Origin of the sequence: Bifidobacterium sp. SO1 (assembly GCF_018555335.1) — a bacterium.
GTDB lineage: Bacteria > Actinomycetota > Actinomycetes > Actinomycetales > Bifidobacteriaceae > Bifidobacterium > Bifidobacterium simiiventris.
This window is the reverse complement of sequence record NZ_JAFEJR010000014.1, coordinates 22,176-43,568: the sequence shown is the minus strand read 5'-3', so window position 1 is coordinate 43,568 and position 21,393 is coordinate 22,176. Positions and strand designations below refer to the sequence as shown.

19 protein-coding genes and 1 other RNA gene are annotated in these 21,393 nt (G+C 62.9%); 4 read left to right on the top strand and 16 right to left on the bottom strand.

The window, feature by feature from the left end; translation table 11 throughout:
• Positions 1-7 precede the first annotated feature (7 nt).
• The gene (locus JS541_RS10845; RefSeq protein ID WP_214374520.1) at positions 8-706 is read right to left on the bottom strand and encodes a lysophospholipid acyltransferase family protein; all 699 of its coding nucleotides are present in this window, start codon (positions 704-706) and stop codon (positions 8-10) included.
• A 51-nt stretch (positions 707-757) separates the two neighbouring features.
• On the opposite strand from JS541_RS10845, the gene JS541_RS10840 reads away from it, so the two are divergent.
• On the top strand, positions 758-1,321 hold the full coding sequence (locus JS541_RS10840) for a hypothetical protein (RefSeq protein ID WP_214374519.1): 564 nt from the start codon (positions 758-760) through the stop codon (positions 1,319-1,321).
• Positions 1,322-1,404: 83 nt separating this feature from the next.
• On the opposite strand, the gene trpD is transcribed toward JS541_RS10840, so the two are convergent.
• The 3 genes from trpD to raiA form a co-directional block, all read right to left on the bottom strand.
• Positions 1,405-2,451: an anthranilate phosphoribosyltransferase gene (gene trpD, locus JS541_RS10835; protein ID WP_214374518.1), complete on the bottom strand. Its 1,047-nt coding sequence runs from the start codon at positions 2,449-2,451 to the stop codon at positions 1,405-1,407.
• 161 nt (positions 2,452-2,612) lie between these two features.
• The gene (gene secA / locus JS541_RS10830) at positions 2,613-5,525 is read right to left on the bottom strand and encodes a preprotein translocase subunit SecA (protein WP_214374517.1); all 2,913 of its coding nucleotides are present in this window, start codon (positions 5,523-5,525) and stop codon (positions 2,613-2,615) included.
• A 233-nt stretch (positions 5,526-5,758) separates the two neighbouring features.
• Positions 5,759-6,415: a ribosome-associated translation inhibitor RaiA gene (gene raiA, locus JS541_RS10825; protein WP_214374516.1), complete on the bottom strand. Its 657-nt coding sequence runs from the start codon at positions 6,413-6,415 to the stop codon at positions 5,759-5,761.
• A gap of 239 nt (positions 6,416-6,654) precedes the next feature.
• Here raiA and rnpB point away from each other — a divergent pair.
• An RNA gene (rnpB, locus tag JS541_RS10820) (RNase P RNA component class A) lies at positions 6,655-7,023 on the top strand.
• Between the two features lie 78 nt (positions 7,024-7,101).
• Here rnpB and JS541_RS10815 read toward each other — a convergent pair.
• From JS541_RS10815 to JS541_RS10785, 7 genes are all read right to left on the bottom strand, one after another.
• Positions 7,102-7,767, bottom strand: a complete 666-nt coding sequence (locus JS541_RS10815) for a regulatory protein RecX (RefSeq protein WP_346428311.1) — start codon at positions 7,765-7,767, stop codon at positions 7,102-7,104.
• Positions 7,768-7,770: 3 nt separating this feature from the next.
• Positions 7,771-8,928, bottom strand: a complete 1,158-nt coding sequence (recA, locus tag JS541_RS10810) for a recombinase RecA (protein WP_214374515.1) — start codon at positions 8,926-8,928, stop codon at positions 7,771-7,773.
• A gap of 261 nt (positions 8,929-9,189) precedes the next feature.
• Positions 9,190-9,489, bottom strand: coding sequence for a DUF3046 domain-containing protein (locus JS541_RS10805; protein ID WP_214374514.1), 300 nt, complete (start codon positions 9,487-9,489; stop codon positions 9,190-9,192).
• A 19-nt stretch (positions 9,490-9,508) separates the two neighbouring features.
• Entirely contained in the window at positions 9,509-10,021 is a 513-nt protein-coding gene (locus tag JS541_RS10800) for a helix-turn-helix transcriptional regulator (RefSeq protein WP_214374513.1), read from the bottom strand.
• A 40-nt stretch (positions 10,022-10,061) separates the two neighbouring features.
• Entirely contained in the window at positions 10,062-10,658 is a 597-nt protein-coding gene (locus JS541_RS10795; RefSeq protein ID WP_214374512.1) for a CinA family protein, read from the bottom strand.
• A gap of 88 nt (positions 10,659-10,746) precedes the next feature.
• Positions 10,747-11,409, bottom strand: coding sequence for a CDP-diacylglycerol--glycerol-3-phosphate 3-phosphatidyltransferase (gene pgsA, locus JS541_RS10790; RefSeq protein ID WP_214374511.1), 663 nt, complete (start codon positions 11,407-11,409; stop codon positions 10,747-10,749).
• A 90-nt stretch (positions 11,410-11,499) separates the two neighbouring features.
• On the bottom strand, positions 11,500-14,397 hold the full coding sequence (locus JS541_RS10785) for a DNA translocase FtsK (RefSeq protein WP_214374510.1): 2,898 nt from the start codon (positions 14,395-14,397) through the stop codon (positions 11,500-11,502).
• 81 nt (positions 14,398-14,478) lie between these two features.
• Here JS541_RS10785 and JS541_RS10780 point away from each other — a divergent pair, with 81 nt between their 5' ends.
• Positions 14,479-15,267: a Fic family protein gene (locus JS541_RS10780; protein WP_214374509.1), complete on the top strand. Its 789-nt coding sequence runs from the start codon at positions 14,479-14,481 to the stop codon at positions 15,265-15,267.
• A gap of 53 nt (positions 15,268-15,320) precedes the next feature.
• Here JS541_RS10780 and miaA read toward each other — a convergent pair whose 3' ends face one another.
• Both miaA and miaB read right to left on the bottom strand, forming a co-directional pair.
• On the bottom strand, positions 15,321-16,304 hold the full coding sequence (gene miaA, locus JS541_RS10775; RefSeq protein WP_214374508.1) for a tRNA (adenosine(37)-N6)-dimethylallyltransferase MiaA: 984 nt from the start codon (positions 16,302-16,304) through the stop codon (positions 15,321-15,323).
• 65 nt (positions 16,305-16,369) lie between these two features.
• Complete coding sequence (gene miaB, locus JS541_RS10770) at positions 16,370-17,833, bottom strand: tRNA (N6-isopentenyl adenosine(37)-C2)-methylthiotransferase MiaB (RefSeq protein WP_214374507.1); 1,464 nt, start codon at positions 17,831-17,833, stop codon at positions 16,370-16,372.
• A gap of 111 nt (positions 17,834-17,944) precedes the next feature.
• Here miaB and JS541_RS10765 point away from each other — a divergent pair, with 111 nt between their 5' ends.
• Positions 17,945-18,673: a GTP pyrophosphokinase family protein gene (locus tag JS541_RS10765; RefSeq protein WP_214374506.1), complete on the top strand. Its 729-nt coding sequence runs from the start codon at positions 17,945-17,947 to the stop codon at positions 18,671-18,673.
• Here JS541_RS10765 and JS541_RS10760 read toward each other — a convergent pair.
• The 3 genes from JS541_RS10760 to JS541_RS10750 all read right to left on the bottom strand — a co-directional run bounded on the left by JS541_RS10760 (position 18,630) and on the right by JS541_RS10750 (position 21,321).
• Positions 18,630-19,589, bottom strand: a complete 960-nt coding sequence (locus tag JS541_RS10760; protein ID WP_214374553.1) for a DMT family transporter — start codon at positions 19,587-19,589, stop codon at positions 18,630-18,632. The two genes, JS541_RS10765 and JS541_RS10760, sit on opposite strands and share 44 nt — an antisense overlap.
• A 143-nt stretch (positions 19,590-19,732) precedes the next feature.
• A complete protein-coding gene (locus tag JS541_RS10755; protein WP_214374505.1) occupies positions 19,733-20,587 on the bottom strand; it encodes a Bax inhibitor-1/YccA family protein in 855 nt (284 codons plus the stop codon).
• A 152-nt stretch (positions 20,588-20,739) separates the two neighbouring features.
• The gene (locus tag JS541_RS10750; protein ID WP_214374504.1) at positions 20,740-21,321 is read right to left on the bottom strand and encodes an Ltp family lipoprotein; all 582 of its coding nucleotides are present in this window, start codon (positions 21,319-21,321) and stop codon (positions 20,740-20,742) included.
• Positions 21,322-21,393 lie beyond the last annotated feature (72 nt).

The following is a 21,393-nucleotide window of genomic DNA, read 5'->3' as shown; positions in this document are numbered from 1 at the left end:
ACGCGAACTATTGTGCGGATTGAGCCGTTTCAGCCTGCTCCTTCAGCCGTGCCTTCACCGTCTGCGCATACTCGTCCACATACTCCTGGCCGCTCATCGCCTGAATCTCGTGAGTGATCCTGTCGGTGAGCTCGCGCAGTTCGTCATGCGTCACATCCGTCTTCTTCTTGACGTTGATCGGCTTGCCGTAAATCACCTGTGTCTTGCCCTTGGCCGGGATCACCGTGCCCGGCTTCTGCAGTTCGCGCGTGCCGATGATCGCGGTCGGCACGATCGGACAGCCGGTTTCGAATGCGAGACGCGCCGCACCGGTGTGGCCCTTGTACAGGTTGCCGTCCGGGCTGCGGGTGCCCTCGATATGGATACCGAACAGGTGGCCATCCTCGATGATCTCACGCGCATGCTCCAACGCGCCCAGCGATTTGGAGCCGCCGGAACGGTCCACCGGGAACACGCCCACGGATGTGAACCACCACTTCTTGAACTTGCCTTTGATGCCCTTGCCTTCGAAGTATTCGGCCTTGCCCATGAAATGCACCATGCGCGGGCAGGTGATCGGGATGAGTGCGTCGTCGATCACGGCAAGATGGTTCGCGGCGATGATGGCGCCTCCCTCGCGAGGGATGTTGTTCAGCCCGGACACGGACGGCCCGAGATGACGGCGGGCGATGGGCCCGAACACTTTGACGAAGAACCAGTAGAGCATGGCGACGCTCCTTTCAGCCACTTGGCTTTGCCGCTGATTACAGTGGTGGATATGACTGACCTTAACAATAGCAATGGCGGTGAACTCCCGGACCAGTCACCGAACAGCAACCCTGATGGCGGGGATATCGACAGCGCATGGGCCGCGTTCGCCGAGGCTCACGCCGACGACCTGAAGGACGTGGAACATTCACGCAGCGCCAAGCGTTTCGAGAAGCACGCCCAGCGCAAGGAGAAGGAGGCGCTGTTGTCCGTCGGCGATCTGGACAACGGCGTATTCGTCGATGATCCGGTACCGCTGAACCGGCGCGGCCCGAGAGACAACACACGTTCCAGCTGGCTGGACACCGACAATGTGATGGACCGCTACGGTGACGATTTCGTGCCGCCGAATCCCGAGATCGGCCCAGTGAAGGCTTCGAAGCTGGTGTTCTGGGTCCTGCTGGTGGCCGGTATCATCGGTCTCATCGCCTCGGTATTCGTGCCGGCCCTGGCGGCGATGCTGGGCACGATCTTCGGTGTGTGCGCGTTGGTCGGAGCGGCGGGACTGATCGTCCAGCACAAAGGCCATACCGAGACACGAAACGGCTATACCGACGACGGCGCGCGCGTATAGCCGTTATACGGCAACAATGCATTGGGGCTGGTACCCCGCACGGATGCAGGAACCAGCCCCGGAGTTCATAGCATGCCGATATCTCAGGCCTTGGCCTGTGCGGTTTCGATCCACTTGGCGAACAGCGCTTCGGCCTTGCCGGAATCGACGGCGTCCTGTGCGGCCGCATACGCCTGCTTGAACCGCTCCCCCAGCGTGCCGTCGCCGACCAGATGCCCGTCTGCCACGATCGCGGAAGCCGCATTGAGCAACGCGGTGGTACGAGCGGGGATATTCTTGCCTGCGAGGAAGTCGCGGAATGCGGCGGCGTTGACCTCCGGCTCGCCTCCCTTGAGATCGGCGACGTTGACCGGAGCCAGTCCAAGTTCGACAGTCGGATCGAATTCGGTTTCCGTCACCTTGCCGTCGCGGATCTCCCACACGGACACCGGGCCGGTCGGAGCCAGCTCATCAAGGCCCTCATGCGAGGTGTACACCATGCCGGACTGGCCGTTGGCGGCATAAACCGCGGCCATGATCGGGCTCATCGCACGGTTGGCGCAACCGATGGCGACATGCGCCGGCTTGGCCGGGTTCGTCAGCGGGCCGAGCACGTTGAACACGCATGGGATGCCGAGCGCCGCACGGATCGGTCCGACGAAGCGCATGGCCGGGTGGAAGGTTCGGGCGAACGCGAAGGTGATGCCGACTTCGTCGCCGACCTCGCCCACCGCGTCCGGGGTAAGCGTCAGCGGAAGACCGAGCGCTTCGAGCACATCGGCTGCACCACACTTGGATGAGGCGGCACGGTTGCCGTGCTTGACGATCTTCACGCCGGCTGCCGCCGCGGCGACCGACCCCATCGTGGACAGGTTCACGGTGGCGAATCCGTCGCCGCCGGTGCCGACGATGTCGGTGGTCTCGCCGCTGACATGCAGAGGCACGGCATGGGCAACCATTGCCTTGGCCGCACCGGACACCTCGTCGGCGGTCAGGCCTAGCTGCTGCTGCATGGCCAGCGCCGCGCCGACCGCCGCCGGATTCGCGTTGCCCTGCATCAGGTCGTCCACGAACCACTCCGACTCCTCCGCGCTCAAATGGTCTCCCCCGACCAGCTTGGTGAGAATCGACTTCCATGTGATCTCGGCCATGATGCCCTCCTTGGCGCTAACGGCGCCGTTATGTGTGTATTCGCCGTTCATTGTAACGGTATGACGTTTCGCCCAGTCCGATCTTCCATATAGCAAAACGAAAAGGCCCCCGCAGGAGCCTTTTCGTCATGAGGTCACGGAACCGTGTGCCGTGTCACCGGTCACTGTTCGTTCTGTCCGTGGCACATCTTGTACTTGCGACCCGAACCGCACGGGCATTGCGCGTTCTTCGGGGTGCCCGGGAACGTGCGACCGTCGGCCCACGGCGTCTTGAGCTCTTCGCTCTTCGGACGCTTGTTGGCCGGCACCTTGCCCTCGGCGTGGCTGATCGGAGCCGGGCCGACGACGACCGGAGCGGACGCCTCTCCCGCTTCGGACGACTTCGCGGCCTCGGCGATCGCGGCGGCCTGCTCCTCATCCACTTCGTCGTTCTCGTCCTCGGACGGTTCGGAAGTGACTTCGGATTCGTCGTCTGCGGTTTCGGCGGACTGTTCGTCCTTGTCCAGCGCATGCTCGACCTGTGCGACCGCGGCATCCTCATCGGATTCGGTGGTCGTGTCCTCGGTACGGGCGACCTGCTCGACATCCACGTGGAAGAGCAGCTGGACGCTCTCCTCCTTGATCGCCTCGATCATGGAGTTGTACATCTGGTAGCCTTCGCGCTGGTATTCGACCAGCGGATCACGCTGACCCATACCGCGCAGACCGATGCCGTCCTTGAGGTAGTCCATCTCGTACAGATGCTCGCGCCACTTGCGGTCAAGCACGGCAAGCACGACACGACGTTCGAGCTGACGCAGTCCCTCCGCGCCGATCTTCTCTTCCAGCTTGGCGTATTCGGCCTTGATGGTTTCAGCGATCGCATCGCGGACGGCTTCGACGGCCTTCTCGCCCTTCGCCTTGCCGGCCGCATCCTTGGCGGCGTCGACGTCGAACGTGATCGGGAACACGGTCCGGAGCGCCTTGAACAGACCGTCCCAATCCCAGTCCTTCGGCTTCTCGGAACCGTTGTTGGCGCCCTTGATGTAGCTTTCGACGGTGTCCGCGAAGAAACGCTCGATATCCTCGTGGATATCCTCGCCCTTCAACACGGCCTGGCGTTCGGAGTAGATGACGGTGCGCTGCTTGTTCATCACGTCGTCGTACTTGAGCACGTTCTTGCGGATCTCGAAGTTGCGCGACTCGACGGCCTTCTGCGCGGTGCGCACGCCCTTGGAGACGCTCTTCGATTCGATCGGCTCGCCTTCGGGCATGCCCTTGGCCATGACGCGCGCGACGAGCTGCGTGTTGAACAGGCGCATCAGGTCGTCTTCCAGCGACAGGTAGAAGCGGGATTCGCCCGGGTCGCCCTGACGGCCGGAACGGCCGCGCAGCTGGTTGTCGATACGGCGGGACTCGTGGCGTTCGGTGCCGAGCACGTACAGGCCGCCGAGTTCGACGACCTCGTCATGCTCGTCCTTGACCTGTGCCTTGACCTCCTCGAGCACGCCCGGCCAGCGCTTCTCGTACTCGTCCGGCGTGTCGTCCGGGGAATAGCCTTCGGCCTTGAGCTTCTGGTCGGCGAGGAACTCGACGTTGCCGCCGAGCATGATATCGGTACCACGGCCGGCCATGTTGGTGGCCACGGTGACGGCGCCCTTGCGGCCGGCGACGGCCACGACGGCCGCTTCCTTCTCGTGCTGCTTCGCGTTGAGCACCTGGTGCGGAATCTTGGCGACGTCGAGCAGCGAGGAGACGACCTCGGAGGACTCGACGGACGCGGTGCCGAGCAGTACCGGCTGACCCTTGTGGTAGCGCTTGGCGACATCCTTGATGATGGCGGCCAGCTTCTCCTTCTTCGTGCGGAAGATGAGATCGTCCTGGTCCTTGCGGATCATCGGCTTGTTGGTCGGGATCGGCAGCACGCCCAACTTGTAGGTGCCCATGAACTCGGCCGCCTCGGTCTCGGCGGTACCGGTCATGCCGGCGAGCTTGTCGTACATGCGGAAATAGTTCTGCAGGGTGATGGTCGCGAAGGTCTGGTTCTCGGGCTTGACCTCGACGCCTTCCTTCGCCTCGATGGCCTGATGCAGGCCCTCATTGTAGCGGCGGCCCGGCAGGATACGGCCCGTGTGCTCGTCGACGATGAGCACCTCGCCGTGCGTGACCACGTAATCGCGGTCCTTGAGGAACAGCTCCTTGGCCTTGATGGCATTGTTGAGGTAGCCGATCAGTGCGGTGTTGTTCGGCTCATACAGGTTGTCGATGCCGAGGAAGTCCTCCACCTTGGTGATGCCCGGATCAAGGATGCCGATGACCTTCTTCTTCTCGTCGACTTCATAGTCCTCGTCGCGGGTCAGCTTCGGCACAAGACGGGCGAACTGCATGTACCAGCGGGTCACGTCGCCCTCGGCCGGACCGGAGATGATCAGCGGGGTACGGGCCTCGTCGATGAGGATGGAGTCGACCTCGTCGACGATGGCGAAGTGGTGGCCGCGCTGCACGAGGTCGGACTTCTCCCACGCCATGTTGTCGCGCAGATAGTCGAAGCCGAACTCGTTGTTGGTGCCGTACGTGATGTCGGCGTTGTACTGCTTGCGGCGCTCCGGCGGCTTCTGGTCGGTGATGATGCAGCCGACCGACATGCCGAGGAAGCGGTAGATGCGGCCCATCAACTCGCTCTGGTAGCTGGCGAGGTAGTCATTGACAGTGACGACGTGGACGCCCTTGCCTTCGAGCGCGTTGAGGTAGCTCGGCAGGGTGGCGACCAAGGTCTTGCCTTCACCGGTCTTCATTTCCGCGATGTTGCCCCAGTGCAGGGCGGCGCCGCCCATCAGCTGCACGTCGAAGTGACGCTGTCCGAGGATGCGCTTGGACGCCTCGCGCACGGTGGCGAACGCCTCCGGCATCAGGCTGTCTAGCTTTTCGCCGTTGTCAAGGCGCTGCTTGAACTTGGCGGTCTGGCCCTTGAGTTCCTCATCGCTGAGGGAGGAGATCTCATCCTCCAAAGCGTTCACGGCCTTGGCCACGTTCTCAAGCTTCTTGATCTGGCGGCCTTCGCCCATACGCAGGGCCTTGTCGACAATATCTACCACGTTTCGCTCCCTATAGAGTCGGTTACCGTAAACGAGCATAGCCCAACTTGTCCGGTTGGGCATAAACTTCGTCCATACTACGCGAACGCGGCGATTTTCACCGGTATTTCCGCCATCTTGCATAGAAAAAGGTCCGCGCGAACCATATTCGCGCGGACCTATGCCCTATCATGCGCCGTTACCACGCCGAACCAAGTCGCAGACCGGTATCGGATCGTGGACGGCAGATCAGCCTACTTGGCGACGTTCTCGGGAGTGTCGATCTCGAACACGCCGTAGCTCCAGCCATGACGGTGGTAGACGACGGACGGACGACCCGTCTCCTTGTTGACGAACAGGAAGAAGTCGTGGCCGATCAACTCCATCTCATACAGCGCCTCGTCGATGGTCATCGGTTCGGCGATGTGCAGCTTGCGGCGGATGACGATCGGGGTGTCGCCTACCTGGACCTCAACGGACTCGCCCGGGCCCAGATCCGACGCGACGGCGGCGGCAGGGCTGTTGTTCGGCTCCTCTTCCACGGTCTCCTCGGCCGGCGGCTCGACGACTCCCATGTCGACGGGAACGGGATCGGTATAGCCACGACGATGGTCCTTGCGGCGATCACGAGTGCGGCGCAGACGCAGCGTCAGCTTGTCCAGCGCCATATCAAGCGCGCTGAATTCGTCGGTGCTCGACGCCTCGGCACGCACCACGGTGCGGCCCGCAATGACAGTGATCTCCACCCTCTTGGCGGTATCCGCCTGACGGGGATTGCCTTCGTGCGTCAGCACGATCTGCGCGCGTTGCGCATCCGGCGCGATAGCGGTCACACGATTCATCTTGCTTTCAACGACATCACGGAACCTCTGCTTGATCTGCGTGTGACGTCCGGTAACGACGATTTCCATGTGGACCTCCTAGACTCAAGCGGTGCTACCCGCTATTTGACGGGCCAACGGCGACTTCGCCGTCGGTATGTTTTATTGTAGCCGAACGAACGGTAAACGGTGGGAAACTCGCCCGAAGAAAAATGTTTCTTTTCTGCGTGTTGCGTTCACGTTTCCATGGTTGCATAGGTGGTATGCGTGTGCGTTTACGGCATGCATGCCGGTTCGCGATATCCTGGCATCGTGTATGATGGTTCGCCTGAGACCCCTTGACGGCCGCGATTCGCATTGCAATGGTGCGAGTTGAGGAACTTCCGGGCTCCGCAGAGCACGATGGCGGATAACATCCGCCCAGGGCGACCTGAGAGATAGCGCAGCAGAGAACAGACCGCCAGCCTCGGCTGGTAAGGGTGAAACGGCGGTGTAAGAGACCACCGGGCCGCTGGCAACAGTCGGCCGCATGGCAAGCCTCATCGGGAGCAAGGCCAAGCAGAAGGCGTTTGAGGGCTGCTCGCCCGATGCCTTCGGGTAGGCTGCTAGAGCCTGACGGCAACGTCAGGTCGAGATGGATGGCCGTCCGCACCGGTTCGCCGGCGCGACAGAACCCGGGGTATAAGGGGTCTCATCATCATTTTCCCGTCCATGGCGTGATGCAGACCGAGTACACTACTTAGGCTTCCCGCCTCATGCACTTCCTCCACGCTGCATCAATGGAACAGTTCATACGCTATGCGGCTGAGATCCTGCGGATCATGGCCTTTCCGGCCTCCCGCAGACCAGAATCGCTGCCGACGCTTGTCGAGGTCAAGCCCTTCGGTCTTGGCCGCATATCGTCTTGCGAGCTCCCACGCCGCATCCTCGAAGACGCCCCGTTCACGCGCCTCATCGACGGCCCGTGCCGCGATCGGACGCGGCACGCCCTTGCGGGACAGCTCCGCCATCGCGCCGCGGGCTCCCATGAGCCGAGCCACGCAATAGCGCACCATCGATTCGGCGTAGGCCTCGTCATCGATCAGATGCACCTGCTCGAGGCGTTCCACCACTGCCTCGACCGTATCGGAAGCATAGCCCTTGCCGGCCAGACGCTCCCTCATGGCGCCCGAGGACCGCGGCGCGGCATCCAACAGACACAACGCCGCTTCACGGCATGCATCCACATCGTGAGGATCGTCGACCTGATGTGACCCTGCCGCGCCGAACCGACTGCGTGCCGTATCGGAACGACCGTGCTGCTCCGAGCGGCGCAGCCGGCGTCCGCGCCGTCCGCCGGCTGTCATGCCGGATTCGCTCGATTCGACAGGATCCTGTCGTCCGAACGAGTCCGGCATGACAGCCGGCGCATGTGCCGCAAGGAAAGCTCCAGCGTCGATCACAGGTCAGTCCTTCGCGGCGCTCTTGGCTTCTTTGGCGGTACCGGTCGCATCGCCGGCGCCGGCATCCTGCGGCGCGTCGTCGGCGCCGTTTTCTCCTTCGGCGAACTGATCCTCGGCGGGAATCAGGCCGAAGGCGATCTTGACCTTCTTCTCGATCTCCTCGGTGACGGCCGGGTTCTCCTTGAGGAACTTGCGCACGTTCTCGCGCCCCTGACCAAGCTGGTCGCCCTCATAGGTGAACCAGGAACCGGATTTCTTGACCACGTTGCACTGCAGGGCCATGTCCAGCACCGAGCCTTCGGTCGAGATGCCCTCGCCGTACAGCACGTCGAACTCGGCGGACTTGAACGGCGGGGCCATCTTGTTCTTCACGACCTTCACCTTGGTGCGGTTGCCGACTGCCTCGTCGCCCACCTTGATGGTCTGGATGCGGCGGATATCGAGACGCACGGACGCGTAGAACTTCAACGCCTTGCCGCCGGTAGTGGTTTCAGGACTTCCGAAGAAGACGCCGATCTTCTCGCGCAACTGGTTGATGAAGATCGCGGTGGTGCCCGCCTGGGCCAGTGCGCCGGTCATCTTGCGCAGGGCCTGGCTCATGAGCCTGGCCTGCAAACCGACATGGCTGTCTCCCATGTCACCATCTATCTCGGCCTTCGGCACCAGGGCCGCGACCGAGTCGACCACAATCACGTCGAGGGCGCCCGACCGGATCAGCATGTCAGCGATCTCCAGCGCCTGCTCGCCATTGTCGGGCTGGGAGACGATAAGCGAATCGGTGTCAACGCCGAGCTTGCGCGCGTATACCGGATCGAGCGCATGTTCGGCGTCAATGAACGCGGCCACGCCGCCGGCCTTCTGCGCATTGGCGACCACATGAAGCGCCAGCGTCGTCTTGCCCGAGGATTCGGGACCGTAAATCTCGACGATGCGACCCTTCGGCAGACCGCCGATGCCCAAGGCCATGTCCAGCGCCAGAGAACCGGTCGGGATCACCTCGACGTCCTGTTCGGGCCGATCACCCAGACGCATCGCGGAACCTTTGCCGAAGCTTTTCTCCACCTGAGCCAGCGCGGTGTCCAGCGCGGCCTGGCGACGCGGATCAATGCCCGGCTTGCCATTGTCCGGCTGCTTCGCCGGGGCGTTTGCCTGTTGTGCCATATTGGTTCTCCTTACCGTGTGTGTGCCGATGTGCCTTCACGCTACGGGACGGACCGCGACCGAGGCAAGCCGAACCGGCCCCTGTGGTCGAACGGTCGACCCGGGCGTGTCGGAATCCGGCAATCCCCTACTTATGCAAGGGATCCCTGCGTTTATGCACAACGCACGCCACATCCGTCGACGTTTCGTCACTGTGAACAACTATAGCCCAATGCGCGAACATTTGTTCGAATTGGCGTGCCGCCGCCGGCTCAGGCATCGTCAGTCATGGAACCGAGCCGGCAGAGGCGGCGCCATATGCCGTTTGCCCCAGCGTTGCGAATCGGGAACGTCCATCTGATCGCACAGCACATTCCACACAACGCGCGGCTCCTCACCCGATGCCAGAGCCTCGACCACGCTCATCCCGCCAAGTTCGACCAAACCCTGATCCTTGGCGAGACTACGCCCGTACCCGCGCCCGAACACCTCTTCAAGCAAAGCCCAGAATTCCCGTTCTCGCACGATCCACCAGTCTACAACACAACAATGGCGGCCTCCCGAAGAAGACCGCCATCCCATTCATTCGCCGCGGCGCAGACTACGCCTGAGTGGACTCCAGATAATCAGCCACCATACGCAGCATCTGCGGGGTACTCACCCCAAGGGACTCGGAAATGGAGCTAAGCAGTTCGGAGCTGGCCTCCTTCTGCCCACGCTCGACCTCCGAAAGGTAGCCGAGCGACACGCCGGCCTTCTCGCTCACCTCGCGCAGCGTCTTGCGGTCGCCGGTGCGCAGCTCGCGCAACACATGACCGATGGCCTCGCGCAACGACACATCGCGGGTCTCGCCAGCGGTCTCCTGTGCATGCGCAACGCCACGGGGACGGGCCTGGGCGGAATCCTCCTCCTGCCACATGCGATTCAGAGCGGCCTGACGTTCATCCTTGGCCTTCTTCGCGGCGCGGGCGGCCAGCACCTGCTGCTGGGCGAACATCACGGCACGGCGCTGCGCCGGCGTCAGATCGCGCATGCGCGCGCTCCCCGGGCGCGCGGCGATCGGGCTGAGCTGTTCCACATTCATCGTTTCGGTGGTGCGGGTCATCGTTTCCATCGCAACCCTCCTTAGGCGTTCGTCGGTGTTTCCACTTTGTTCAACCTGTCACGCACACGTTTATTCCTGAAAAGTCCCTGTGAATACCCGCATGATTCACTGTATCTCGCCATAATGCTCCTTCCAACGTCTCCAGCAGACGCAGCACAGTCAGCCTGCGCACCTGCGGCCGATCCCCGTCGAGTCTGAGCTCGCGGGAGAACGTACGTCGTCCGTCCGGCCTGTCGGAAGACGGCAGCGACAGGCCGATATACACCAATCCGGCCGGTTTGTCCCCGTCCGGACCGGGACCGGCCACGCCCGTCGTCGCCAATCCGATCACCTGTCCGCGGTATTCGGGCTGCCCATACAGTCTCGCGGTCGACGCCGCCATCTGCCGGGCGACCTCGGGATGCACGGCGCCCTCGCGTTCCAGCAGATCACGGTCCACTCCAAGTATCGACGCCTTGGCCCGGATATCGTATGTGACCGCCGAACCGAGAAATACGTTGGAGGCTCCCGGAATACGCACGAAGGCGTCCGCAAGCAGTCCACCCGTCAACGATTCGGCCGCCGCGATCTTCAGCTGCCGATCCTCGCATATGTGCAGTATCCGCGCGGCGATCCCGTCACAGCGCCCGGCAATGCCATCGGTCATGCTCTGTCTCCTTGTCTTATGCGAAGGCTCCCCGTCCGACGCCATGCCGGCAAGGGAGCCTCCTTATGAATGACTCTACGGGTTCGATCTACTTCTTACGTCCGTGGAACGTGTTGTAGAGATACACGCCGCCCGAATACAGACACAGCACGAGCGCCACGTAGATCATCAGGTACGTGACGAACAGGTAGATGGTCAGCCACATCGGGTTCTCGCCGGTGCCGCCGGCAAACTGCCAGACCGGAAGCAGCAACATGGCCAGACCGATGCACTGGAACAAGGTCTTGAGCTTGCCGGGCCACTCGGCGGCGATGACCTTGCCGCCGGTGTCGATCACGAAGAAGCGCATCACGGTGATGCCGATCTCACGGATCAGGAACAGCGCGACGACGATCCATCCGAGCACCGTCGGCCCGAGTTCGCCGAACGCCGCGGCCACGATCAGCGTGGCGCAGGTCAGCAGCTTGTCGGCGATCGGATCCATGAGCTTGCCCAGCTCGGTGACCTGGTTGAACGTGCGGGCCATCCAGCCGTCGAGCTTGTCGGTGGACGCGGCGACGATGAACAGGATCGCGGCCGCCCAGCGCATCGCGTAGTTCTCGACGCCCCACGCGCCGGCGGCGATGTACAGGCCGAGGAAGATCACGACCAGCACGATACGCGAGTAGGTGACGAGGTTCGGCGGCGCGTTCCAACCGTCCAACAATGACGATTTGGAGGATTCCTTGCTTTCAGTCTTGCTGTTGTTCATGCCATTCACCATACCCTTACGTTGCTACCTTGGATGGATGTCTTCCGCCGACCCCCTCGATCTTTTCGCGATGCGCCGGCCGGATGCGGCTCATGCCGGCTCGTTGCCGGCGGGATCGGCGGCCGTTTGCGCGCCGGACGATTGGATTGAGCTGGTTTCGCCTCGGATGAACGCGAGCACCGCCGGCAAATCCTGCGGCTGCACGAGCACCTGGCGCGCTTTGGATCCTTCGGACGGCCCCACCACGCCGCGCGATTCGAGCAGATCCATGAGGCGGCCAGCCTTGGCAAAGCCGACGCGCAGCTTGCGTTGCAACATCGACGTGGATCCGAACTGCGTGGTGACGACCAGTTCGGCGGCTTGCAGCAGCACGTCCATGTCGTCGCCGATCTCCTCGTCCGGTTCGACGGCCGCCTTGTCCGCTTCCTTGGCCATTTGTTCGATGTCCTCGCGGTAGTGCGGCTTGCGCTGGGTACGCACGAATTCGACGGCCTTGCGGATCTCGGATTCACTCACCCATGACCCTTGCACGCGCAGCGGCTTGGCCTGCCCCATCGGCAGGAACAGCGCGTCGCCCTGGCCGATCAGCGTCTCTGCGCCGGTAGTGTCGAGGATGACGCGCGAGTCGGTGGCCGACGAGGTCGCGAACGCGAGGCGCGAGGGAATGTTCGCCTTGATGAGGCCGGTGACGACGTCGACGGACGGGCGCTGGGTGGCGAGCACGAGGTGCACGCCGGCGGCTCGCGCGAGCTGCGTAATGCGTTGGATGGAGCTTTCCACGTCGTTCTTGGCGACCATCATGAGGTCGGCCATCTCGTCGACGACCACGAGGATGTACGGGTAGGGAGCCACCTTACGCTGCGAGCCGGCCGGCGCGTGCACCTTGCCCTCGCGCACGGCCTTGTTGAAATCCTTGATGTGGCGGAAGCCGAAGAATTCAAGGTCGGAGTAGCGGGCGTCCATCTCCTTGACGACCCATTCGAGCGCTTGCGCGGCCTTCTTCGGATCGGTGATGATCGGCGTGAGCAGGTGCGGGATGCCCGCATACGCGGACAGTTCGACGCGTTTGGGATCGACCATGATCATGCGCACCTGTTCGGGCGTGGCCCGCATGATGAGCGAGGTGAGCATCGAGTTGATGAAGCTTGATTTGCCGGAGCCGGTCGCGCCGGCCACCAGCAGGTGAGGCATTTTGGTCAGGTCGGCGGTCACGAAATGGCCTTCGACGTCCTTGCCCACGCCGGTGAGCATCGGGGTCGGATCATTCATTGCCTTGTCGCTTCGCAACACGTCGCCAAGGTGTACGATCTCGCGGTCGACGTTCGGGATCTCGATGCCGATGGCGGACTTGCCCGGGATCGGCGAGAGGATGCGCACGTCGGAGCTGGCCACCGCATAGGCGATGTTCTTCTGTAGATTGGTGACCTTCTCGACCTTGACGCCGGGACCAAGCTCGACCTCGTACTGGGTGACGGACGGACCGCGCAGGAAGCCCACGACCTTGGCGTCGACGTTGAACTGCTGGAATGTGTTGGTCAAGGCCCGGATGACGTTGTCGTTGGCCGGGGTACGGGCGGCATGGGGCTGGCCCTTGGCCAGGATGTTCAGATCCGGCAGCTGGTACGGACGGTCGGCGTCAGCCGGCACTGATCCCGATGCCGGCATGTCGTCCTGCGGTTCATCGACGATTTCTCCCGTGACGGGGTTGACGGTCGGCTGCGCAGGGGTCATGTCTGGTGTTGCCGAAGCGACGGGAACTGCCTGGAAGGATGCGGTACCGTCCCTGCCGATACCGGCCCACGGATCGGATCCGGCCGGCATCACGGGGGCGGCATCGGGCACGGCCTCCGTGCCGCTCACCGTTCTGGTCGGCATGACCGTCGTGCCGTGCGCACCCATCGCAGCGGTCACGTCGGGATCATTGACGGCGGACGATATGGTCCGTCCGACGGATGCGCCGTATTCGCGGTGCGATCCGTCATCGTGGGTGCCGGACGACACCGTTCTGGTCGGCACGGCGGCGGCCGGATCGATCAGGGATGTTTCGGCAGCTTCGCCGTGGCGGTCGGCGGCATGGTCGAAGGGATCGTCCCCGGCATAACGATCGAGCGTGTGGTTCTCGCCTCCGTGCCGCTCGAACAGATGCTTGAACCGCTCCCATATGGTCGGCTTCGCCGCCGCGTCATCCTGCGCCGCGTCATCCGACCCATCATGAGAAGGTACGCCTTCGGCGAACGAGAGCGTGGAATCCCCCACACGCACCTCGTTGGGGAATTGCTCGCCGTCGGCCGTCTGGGATTTCGCCGGACGGCCGGAACCGGACTGCAGACGGTCGCGCAACGCGCGCGCATTGTCCGGCAGGTCGGTCACGTGCGTGCGCGTGATCATCAGCAGCGAAAATAATCCCGCCACCACGAACACGATGATCGCGAACGCGTCGGAAAGTCCCCACGCCAGAGGCGAGCCGAGTACGAACCCGAACAGGCCACCGGCCCGCTGCAGCAGCGTGATGTCGAATCCCGGCGTGTCCGCCGCGACAACGACGTCGATGATCGAACAGATCGACCACAGCAACAGCACCCAGCCCGTCACCACACGCGGATTGTCGGAATGCTTGCCGGAATTGCGCATCAGCCGGATCGCCACCAGCGCAAGCAGCACCGGCACGATCACGCTCATCACGCCGAACAGGCCCGATGCCACCGCATGCAGGATGCGACCGAGCACCCCGTTGACGCGGAACCATTCGGAAGCGCAGAAGAACACCGCGAGCACCAGCATCAGAAAGCACAGGCCGTCGCGCCGGTACATCGGATCGTATTCGCCCACGCCGCTCACCGCGCGCACGGCGGATCCGAGCGCACGGGGAACGGCCAGCAGGATCTTCTTCCACCATGGTTCGTAAGGTTGTTCGACCGGCGTGTCGCCGTCGCGCGCCGGTCTGCCGGGTTTCGATGTTTTCTGCGATGAGGATGCTGTACGTGCCATAACGGTTCAGATTCTACCCAGACCCGGTTATTTTCCCTCCCATTGGCGCATACGGCCGGCTTCATCGGCTAGGATAGGCCTATGACTCCAGCTGAACGTGCGAGCGCAGTCGCATTTGCACTGAAGAACTGCGCGTTGGAAGCAATGAGGCCCGGCGATGCGACGATGCACGCGCTCGGCCGATACGAGCGCGGCGACATCGACGTTTCCGCGCTGATCGACGCCGCGGACGCGGAAACGTCCGGCATCGTGGGCGGAAGACTTGCCGACGGCAGCCTCGACGACCATGCGGCGGACCATGCGAGCAGCATCGTCGCCCGGACCGTGCTGCTGGTCGAACGCGGATGGAAGGCCGAAGGAGATCTGGACGAGTTGACCGCGATCCACAAGGGCCTGTTCGAAGGTGTGTTCTCCGATGCAGGCCGGTTACGCACGTCGAACACGACACGCGAAGTGACCTCGGACCGGGCACTTGCCAAGAATCCGGAGATGTTCTTCCCGGCCTCGCTGATCGGCACCGGCGCGCTCAACATCGCGACCGAGCTGGCCGACAAGCGTAATCTGGTCGCGTTGGATCGCGATGTGTTCGTAAACGAGCTAGCGCATATCTACGACGAGCTGGGATACCTGCATCCGTTCAAGGGCGGTAATGCGATGACGTTGCGCATCTTCGCGTCGAGGCTCGCGCATGACGCCGGATGGGACCTCGACTGGGGTTCGGTGAGCCGTGACGAGTACAAGGCAGCGAAACATGCGGCGTACCGCGGCGATACGAGCGGCTTCGAGCGGATGTTCGGCAAGATCGCGCGGCCGGCGAATCCGACGCGCACGTTCCTGATCGCAGGCTGGGAGCAGGGGCCGGCGCACTGATTCGCGTGCTTGCGGCCTCTGCTGTCTTCGTTTCCCGCTGATCGACAGTCGAGTCAGTCGATGTCGCCCAGATGATGCTGCACGTATTCGTCGGCGTGCGCGTCGATCGGATCGTACTCCCCCGCGTCCGCGTGGGCGATGATCGCCAGCGCATTGTCGACGAGGCTTGGGTTGAGCGCCTGCAGCCAGTGGATGCGCGGGTCGCGGCCGAACCAGCCCATCTGCTTGCGGGCAAGTCGCTTGGTCTTCTGCGCGATATCCATATACGTGTCGTTGAGATCGGCAAGGCCGTCGAGGTAGTCAATGACCTGCTGGTAGCCGAGCGCACGGCTGGCGGTGACGCCGAGCCGGGGACGCAGCCGTTCGACCTCTTCGACGAATCCGCCGGTGAGCATCTGCTTGGTGCGGATGCCGATGCGACGGTCAAGCTCCTCGCGCGGCAGGTCAAGGCCGATCTGCACGGTGGGGATCACGTACCGGTAGCGCGGCAAGCTTGCCGAATACGGTTTGCCGGTCACTTCGATGACCTCAAGCGCACGGATGGTACGTCGCGGGTTGCGCGGGTCCATACGAGCCGCCGCGGCAGGGTCCTTGTCCTTGAGCTCGTCGAACAACGCGCCCGCGCCTTCGACTTTCTCTCGTTCTTCAAGCCGTTGACGCACCACGGGATCGGTACCGGGGAACGAGATGTCGTCGATCGCGGCACGCGCGTACAGGCCCGAGCCCCCGACCATGATCGGCCTGATGCCCCGCGATTGCAGGTCGCGGATGCAGTCACGCGCGATCTGTTGGAACCTCGCCACCGTCATCGTGTCGTCCGGTTCGATGATGTCGATGAGGTGATGCCGGACCGCAGCTTGCTCCTCGCCTGTGGCCTTGGCGGTGCCGATGTCCATGCCGCGGTACATCTGGTAGGCGTCGGCGTTGACGATTTCGGCTCGCTCGCCGCGCTCCTCGAGCGCCTTGGCGATGGCGATGCCAAGTCCGGTCTTGCCCGAGGCGGTGGGTCCGACGATCGAAACGACACGCGATGTCATATGATGCTCCCCCTTGATCATGCGTGTGGCTCTCCTTCCGTGAAGAGAGCCACACGCGGCGTGTTTCAATGACGTACCGAATACGTCTGGCCCTTGGCCGGATCGGGATCGGCGATGAGATTATGCCGTCCGGCATGGGTGACGGTCGCGGTGACGAAATCACCAATCTCGGGCATCGGCTCGCCTTCGGGCACGCCGATATGCACGAGCACACCGGTCCTCTCGCGACCAGTCACGCGGTGCGTGGCCGAGTCCTTCTTGCCGGCGGCACCGGTGATCATCACCTCGACGTCACGCCCCTCGAACTTCGCCAGCTCCTCGGCCGTGATCTGCTCCTGCAGCGCCACGAGCCGCTCGAACCGCTCCTGCACCACCTCATGCGGCACCTGTTCCATCGCGGCGGCCGGCGTGCCGGGGCGCGGCGAGTATTCGAACGTGAACGCGGAGGAGAACCGGGCCTCACGCACCACGCGCATCGTCTCCTCGAAGTCCTCATCGGTCTCGCCCGGGAAACCGACGATGATGTCGGTGGAGATCTGCGCGTCCGGCATGGCCTCGCGGATCTTGCGCAGGATGTCGAGGAATTTCGCGGAACGGTACGAGCGGCGCATCGCACGCAGGATGCGGTCGGAACCGGACTGCAGCGGGAAGTGCAGCTGGTGCATGATGTTCGGTGTCTCGGCCATCGCGGCGATCACGTCGTCGGTGAACGCGGCCGGATGCGGCGACGTGAACCGCACACGCTCCAGTCCGTCGATCTCGCCGCACGCGCGCAGCAGTTTGCTGAACGCGTACCGGTCGCCGATGCCGTAACCGAACGAGTTCACATTCTGGCCGAGCAGCGTGACCTCCTTCGCGCCGTTGTCGACGCACTGGCGGATCTCGGCGAGAATGTCGCCGGGGCGGCGGTCGTGCTCTTTGCCGCGCGTGGTCGGCACGATGCAGAACGTGCACGTGTTGTTGCAGCCGATCGAGATCGACACCCAGCTCGAGACGCGCGACGCACGAGCGGTCGGCAGCTGGCTCGGGAAATAGTCGAGCTTGTCGACCACGTCGACCTGCGGCTCGCCGATCATGCGCGCCTGATCGAGCAGACGCGGCAGGGAGCCGATGTTCTTCGTGCCGAACACGGCGTCCACCCACGGAGCCTTCTTCGCGATCTTCTGGCGGTCGAGCTGCGCCATGCAGCCGCCGACCGCGATCTGCAGGTTCGGCCGCTCGCGTTTCATCTTCGCCCACAGGCCGATCGTGCCGTACATGCGTTCGGCCGCGTTCTCACGCACCGCGCACGTGTTCATGACGATCAGGTCGATGTCCTTGTCGATCACCTGCTCTTCGGTGGCGGGCACGTAGCCGTCGGATTCGAGCACGCCGGCGATGCGTTCGGAATCGTGCACGTTCATCTGGCATCCGAGCGTGTGCACGTAATACACACCTTTGCCGCGGTTGGGGGTCTCGGCAACGCCGTCGCCCGCCGGTTCGGCCAGTTTCGAGGCACGCTCCGCCTCGGTCATCATGTCTTCGTTCATAACCGTCCATCGTAACGATTGCCCCCGCCAGACGGCGCGACATGGCACGTCCAGCGCACCGTTGAGGAGTTTTTCAGTTCCTTCGCACATGTGACGCTATGATTATTGACCGTGATACTTGACCGACAAAGCCGCATCAACACGAACGATCTCAAGGCGCGACTCAAGGCCCTCGGCCCGAACAATGCGCCGTTCCCCACCGAGGAGATCACCGAATTCGTCAACCTCATGCAGGTGTACGAGGGCGCGATGTACGAGATCAGCACCAAGCTGGAGATCCTCGATTCCGAATTCCAGGTACGGTTCGCGCATGATCCGATCCATCACATGGAACGCCGTCTCAAATCGGTCAATTCGATCCTTGGCAAGCTGGAACGCAAGGGCCTGCCGCTCCAGGTCTCCTCGATTCGCGACAATCTGTTCGACGTGGCCGGCGTGCGCGTAATCTGCAACTACCGAGACGACGTGTACTCCGTGTCGAACTATCTGTCGGCGCAGAACGACATTTCGGTACTGCGCGTCAAGGACTACATCAAGAACCCGAAGCAGAACGGGTACCGTTCGCTGCACGTGATCTACGCGGTGCCGGTGTTCCTGTCGTCGGGCGCGCATTACACGCCGGTCGAGGTGCAGTTCCGCACGATCGCGATGGACTACTGGGCGAGTCTCGAGCACGCGCTGCGATACAAGACCGATCTGCCGGACGCGAAGTTGAGCGAACATTCGCAGACACTGCTCGACTGCGCGCGCTCGTTGCAGAACATCGAAACGCAGATGCAGAACATCCACCGCGACATCAACGGCGCGCCTCAGGTCGGCGAAGCGCCGAAAGCGGATTAGCAGGGAGCTGTGCGAGTAGGGTTCCGGCGAAGATGAGGGCACAACCGAGATAGCCGCGCGGGGTCATGACCTCGCCGAGCAGCAGCGCGCCGCCGATCACCGAGAAGAACGATTCGAGCGACATGATGAGCGACGCACGGGTCGGCGGCACCCACTGCTGGCCGACCACCTGCAGCGTGTAGGCGATGCCCACCGATCCGATGCCGGCATACACGACCGCCTCCCACGCCTGCGCCGCGCCCGTCCAGTCGATCGATCCTTCGCATAGCGAGCCAATCCAGCTCAGTATGGCCGTCGTCACGAATTGGCCGAACGACAACGTCAGCGCGTCGATGCGCGAGCCGAGCGTGTCGATCACGAGGATGTGCGCGGCGAACAATACGGCCGTGAACAGCAGCAGCAGATCGGCCAACGTCAGCGACCCGAATCCATCGGTGATGCACAGGAAATAGAATCCGACGACCGCGATCACGACCGCGGCAATCGTCATCAGGTGCACGCGACGATGCAGGAACACGAATGCGAGCAGCGGCACCATGACGATGTACAGCGCGGTGATGAACCCCGCGCGTCCAGCCGAACGGCCGTAGAGGATGCCGTACTGCTGCAAGGTGCTGGCGGTGAACAGGAATAGACCGCAGATCATGCCGATGACGGCCGGGTTGGCGAGCAGACGCACGTATCGCTGCGGCCGTGGTTCGTCGGGCGAGGTGGCAACGGTGAGAGACTCCTCCCCCGTCTCGGCAGCCTTCTTGCCACGTCGGCCGTTGCGCCAGATCAGCAGCGGTACGAGCGATATCGCGCCGAGCGTGAAGCGGGTCGCGTTGAAGAACAGCGGGGTCATCGAATCCATGCCCTGCACTTGGGAGACGAACGCGAATCCCCAGATCAACGCGGTCAGCAGCAGGCATGCCATGCCCATCGGTTCCTGTCTCTTCATGAGGCACTACGGTAGCCGCGGCGCGCGCCGGCATGCAAAAAGCCCGGCCATATCGTGGCCGGGCTTGTCAAGCGCGTAACCGTCCGTCATCGATCGGCGGCGGTCATCGTCGGTTGAGGTCAGTCCCTGTTGCCGAACAGTTGCAGCAGGTAGAGGAACATGTTCACGAAGTCAAGGTACAGGTTGAGCGCGCAGATGATCGACACCTTCTTGATCATCTCCGGGCCTTGCGCCTCGTACTGGGCGAACAGCGCACGCGCGACCTGCGCGTCGTACATCGTCATGCCCGCGAAGATGATCAGGCCGACCACGCACACGATCTGCGTCATGCCGCTCACGCCCGGGATGAACGCGAGGATGACCTGCGCGATGATGAGCGCGATCAGCGCGGCCATGAGGATCGGGCCGGCCTTGAGCATGTTCATCTTGGTGGTCAGGCCGAACATGGTGAGCACGAAGAAGAACAATGCGGTCATGCCGAGCGCGAGGCCGATCGAACCGAGATCGTAGATCATGAAGATCGAGCTCAGGGTGAAGCCCATGAGCGCGGCGTACACGTAGAACATGACGCGTGCGGTGCCGGATTTGATCGTCATGATACGCGCGCCGAGGTAGACGGCCATGCCGATCTGGATGGCGGCGAACAGGAACACGCCGATCAGGCCGGTCGCCTGCAGGAAGCCGATGTAGGCGCCGGTCATCTGCGCGATGACGGCGACGGCCGCGGTGATGAGCAAGCCGATCGTCATTTCGCCGTACGCGCGGGTGATGGACACGCGCTCGGCCTGCTGCACCTGCTCGTACGAGTACGCGGTCTGAGCGTTCATCGCGGCGGTGCCGTTGGGTGCGTAAGCGTACTGCGACTGGCCGTACGGGTTCTGCGCATACTGGTATTGCGGCTGGCCATACTGCTGCTGGCCATTGGGATTGCCGTATTGGTTATTGTTGCCTTGCGGCTGCTGGCCGAATGTCATGATGACTCCTTGTTTTGTTTTCCTAGAGATATCCTACGGGAGATAACCTTGGAATTCCATGAATTTCAGCCTGTAGCGTCGCGTATTCACCGAACAGCCACGTCCGGGGCCGTCTGCCGGCCCGAACGTGGCTTGGGAACAGTCATCGAGCGTCAGTCATTCAGATGGTCGATGGCGTAATTGGCTTCGTCCGCGGTGAATTTTTCGCCGTACTCGCTGGTCAGCTGGTCGCGTATCGCCTCAGGCGACATTGCCATGTCGTTCTGGTAGCTTTTCGCCTTGGCCAGCGCATTCGCATTCCAATCGGCTTTCACGTTATCAATGGCGTATTGTGCCGCTTCGGCTGAGAATTTGCCACCGTATTCGCTGACGAGCTGGTCGTAGACCCCTTGTTTGGACATGTGCATGACGTTGGCGTAGGTGTCGGCTTGCTTGAGCGCAGACTTGTATTCCGTCGGAACCTTGGTTTCCTCCTCCTGCTTCGAAGTATCGTCCGGCTGATCCACCGTGTCGCTCTTCGCCGAATCGGACTGCTGGCTTTGACCGGTTGACGACTGCGGCGTTCCGGATTGCGATCCATTGCCACTGTTGCCGTTCATGCTTGCAGAGATCGCGATGACGACGATGACGGCGACGATCCAGAACCACAACCGTTTCCAGATCGGTTTCTTGCCGGGTTTCTGCGTGGACTGCTGCGAATGGACCGGCGGCTGCTGCACGTTGGGCGCTGACATGATGTTCCTTCTTTCTCGTTCGTGGGTGACAGGTTCGACGCTACAGAACACGTCGGCGGAACGTCAGTGGAC

What these genes read in the sequence shown, in the direction of transcription:
- JS541_RS10845 (WP_214374520.1), bottom strand. Translation starts at nt 706, where the DNA reads ATGCTCTACTGGTTCTTCGTCAAAGTGTTCGGGCCCATCGCCCGCCGT.
- JS541_RS10840 (WP_214374519.1), top strand. Translation starts at nt 758, where the DNA reads ATGACTGACCTTAACAATAGCAATGGCGGTGAACTCCCGGACCAGTCA.
- trpD (WP_214374518.1), bottom strand. Translation starts at nt 2,451, where the DNA reads ATGGCCGAGATCACATGGAAGTCGATTCTCACCAAGCTGGTCGGGGGA.
- raiA (WP_214374516.1), bottom strand. Translation starts at nt 6,415, where the DNA reads ATGGAAATCGTCGTTACCGGACGTCACACGCAGATCAAGCAGAGGTTC.
- recA (WP_214374515.1), bottom strand. Translation starts at nt 8,928, where the DNA reads ATGGCACAACAGGCAAACGCCCCGGCGAAGCAGCCGGACAATGGCAAG.
- JS541_RS10805 (WP_214374514.1), bottom strand. Translation starts at nt 9,489, where the DNA reads ATGGGATGGCGGTCTTCTTCGGGAGGCCGCCATTGTTGTGTTGTAGAC.
- JS541_RS10800 (WP_214374513.1), bottom strand. Translation starts at nt 10,021, where the DNA reads ATGGAAACGATGACCCGCACCACCGAAACGATGAATGTGGAACAGCTC.
- JS541_RS10795 (WP_214374512.1), bottom strand. Translation starts at nt 10,658, where the DNA reads ATGACCGATGGCATTGCCGGGCGCTGTGACGGGATCGCCGCGCGGATA.
- pgsA (WP_214374511.1), bottom strand. Translation starts at nt 11,409, where the DNA reads ATGAACAACAGCAAGACTGAAAGCAAGGAATCCTCCAAATCGTCATTG.
- JS541_RS10785 (WP_214374510.1), bottom strand. Translation starts at nt 14,397, where the DNA reads ATGGCACGTACAGCATCCTCATCGCAGAAAACATCGAAACCCGGCAGA.
- JS541_RS10780 (WP_214374509.1), top strand. Translation starts at nt 14,479, where the DNA reads ATGACTCCAGCTGAACGTGCGAGCGCAGTCGCATTTGCACTGAAGAAC.
- miaA (WP_214374508.1), bottom strand. Translation starts at nt 16,304, where the DNA reads ATGACATCGCGTGTCGTTTCGATCGTCGGACCCACCGCCTCGGGCAAG.
- miaB (WP_214374507.1), bottom strand. Translation starts at nt 17,833, where the DNA reads ATGAACGAAGACATGATGACCGAGGCGGAGCGTGCCTCGAAACTGGCC.
- JS541_RS10760 (WP_214374553.1), bottom strand. Translation starts at nt 19,589, where the DNA reads ATGGCATGCCTGCTGCTGACCGCGTTGATCTGGGGATTCGCGTTCGTC.
- JS541_RS10755 (WP_214374505.1), bottom strand. Translation starts at nt 20,587, where the DNA reads ATGACATTCGGCCAGCAGCCGCAAGGCAACAATAACCAATACGGCAAT.
- JS541_RS10750 (WP_214374504.1), bottom strand. Translation starts at nt 21,321, where the DNA reads ATGTCAGCGCCCAACGTGCAGCAGCCGCCGGTCCATTCGCAGCAGTCC.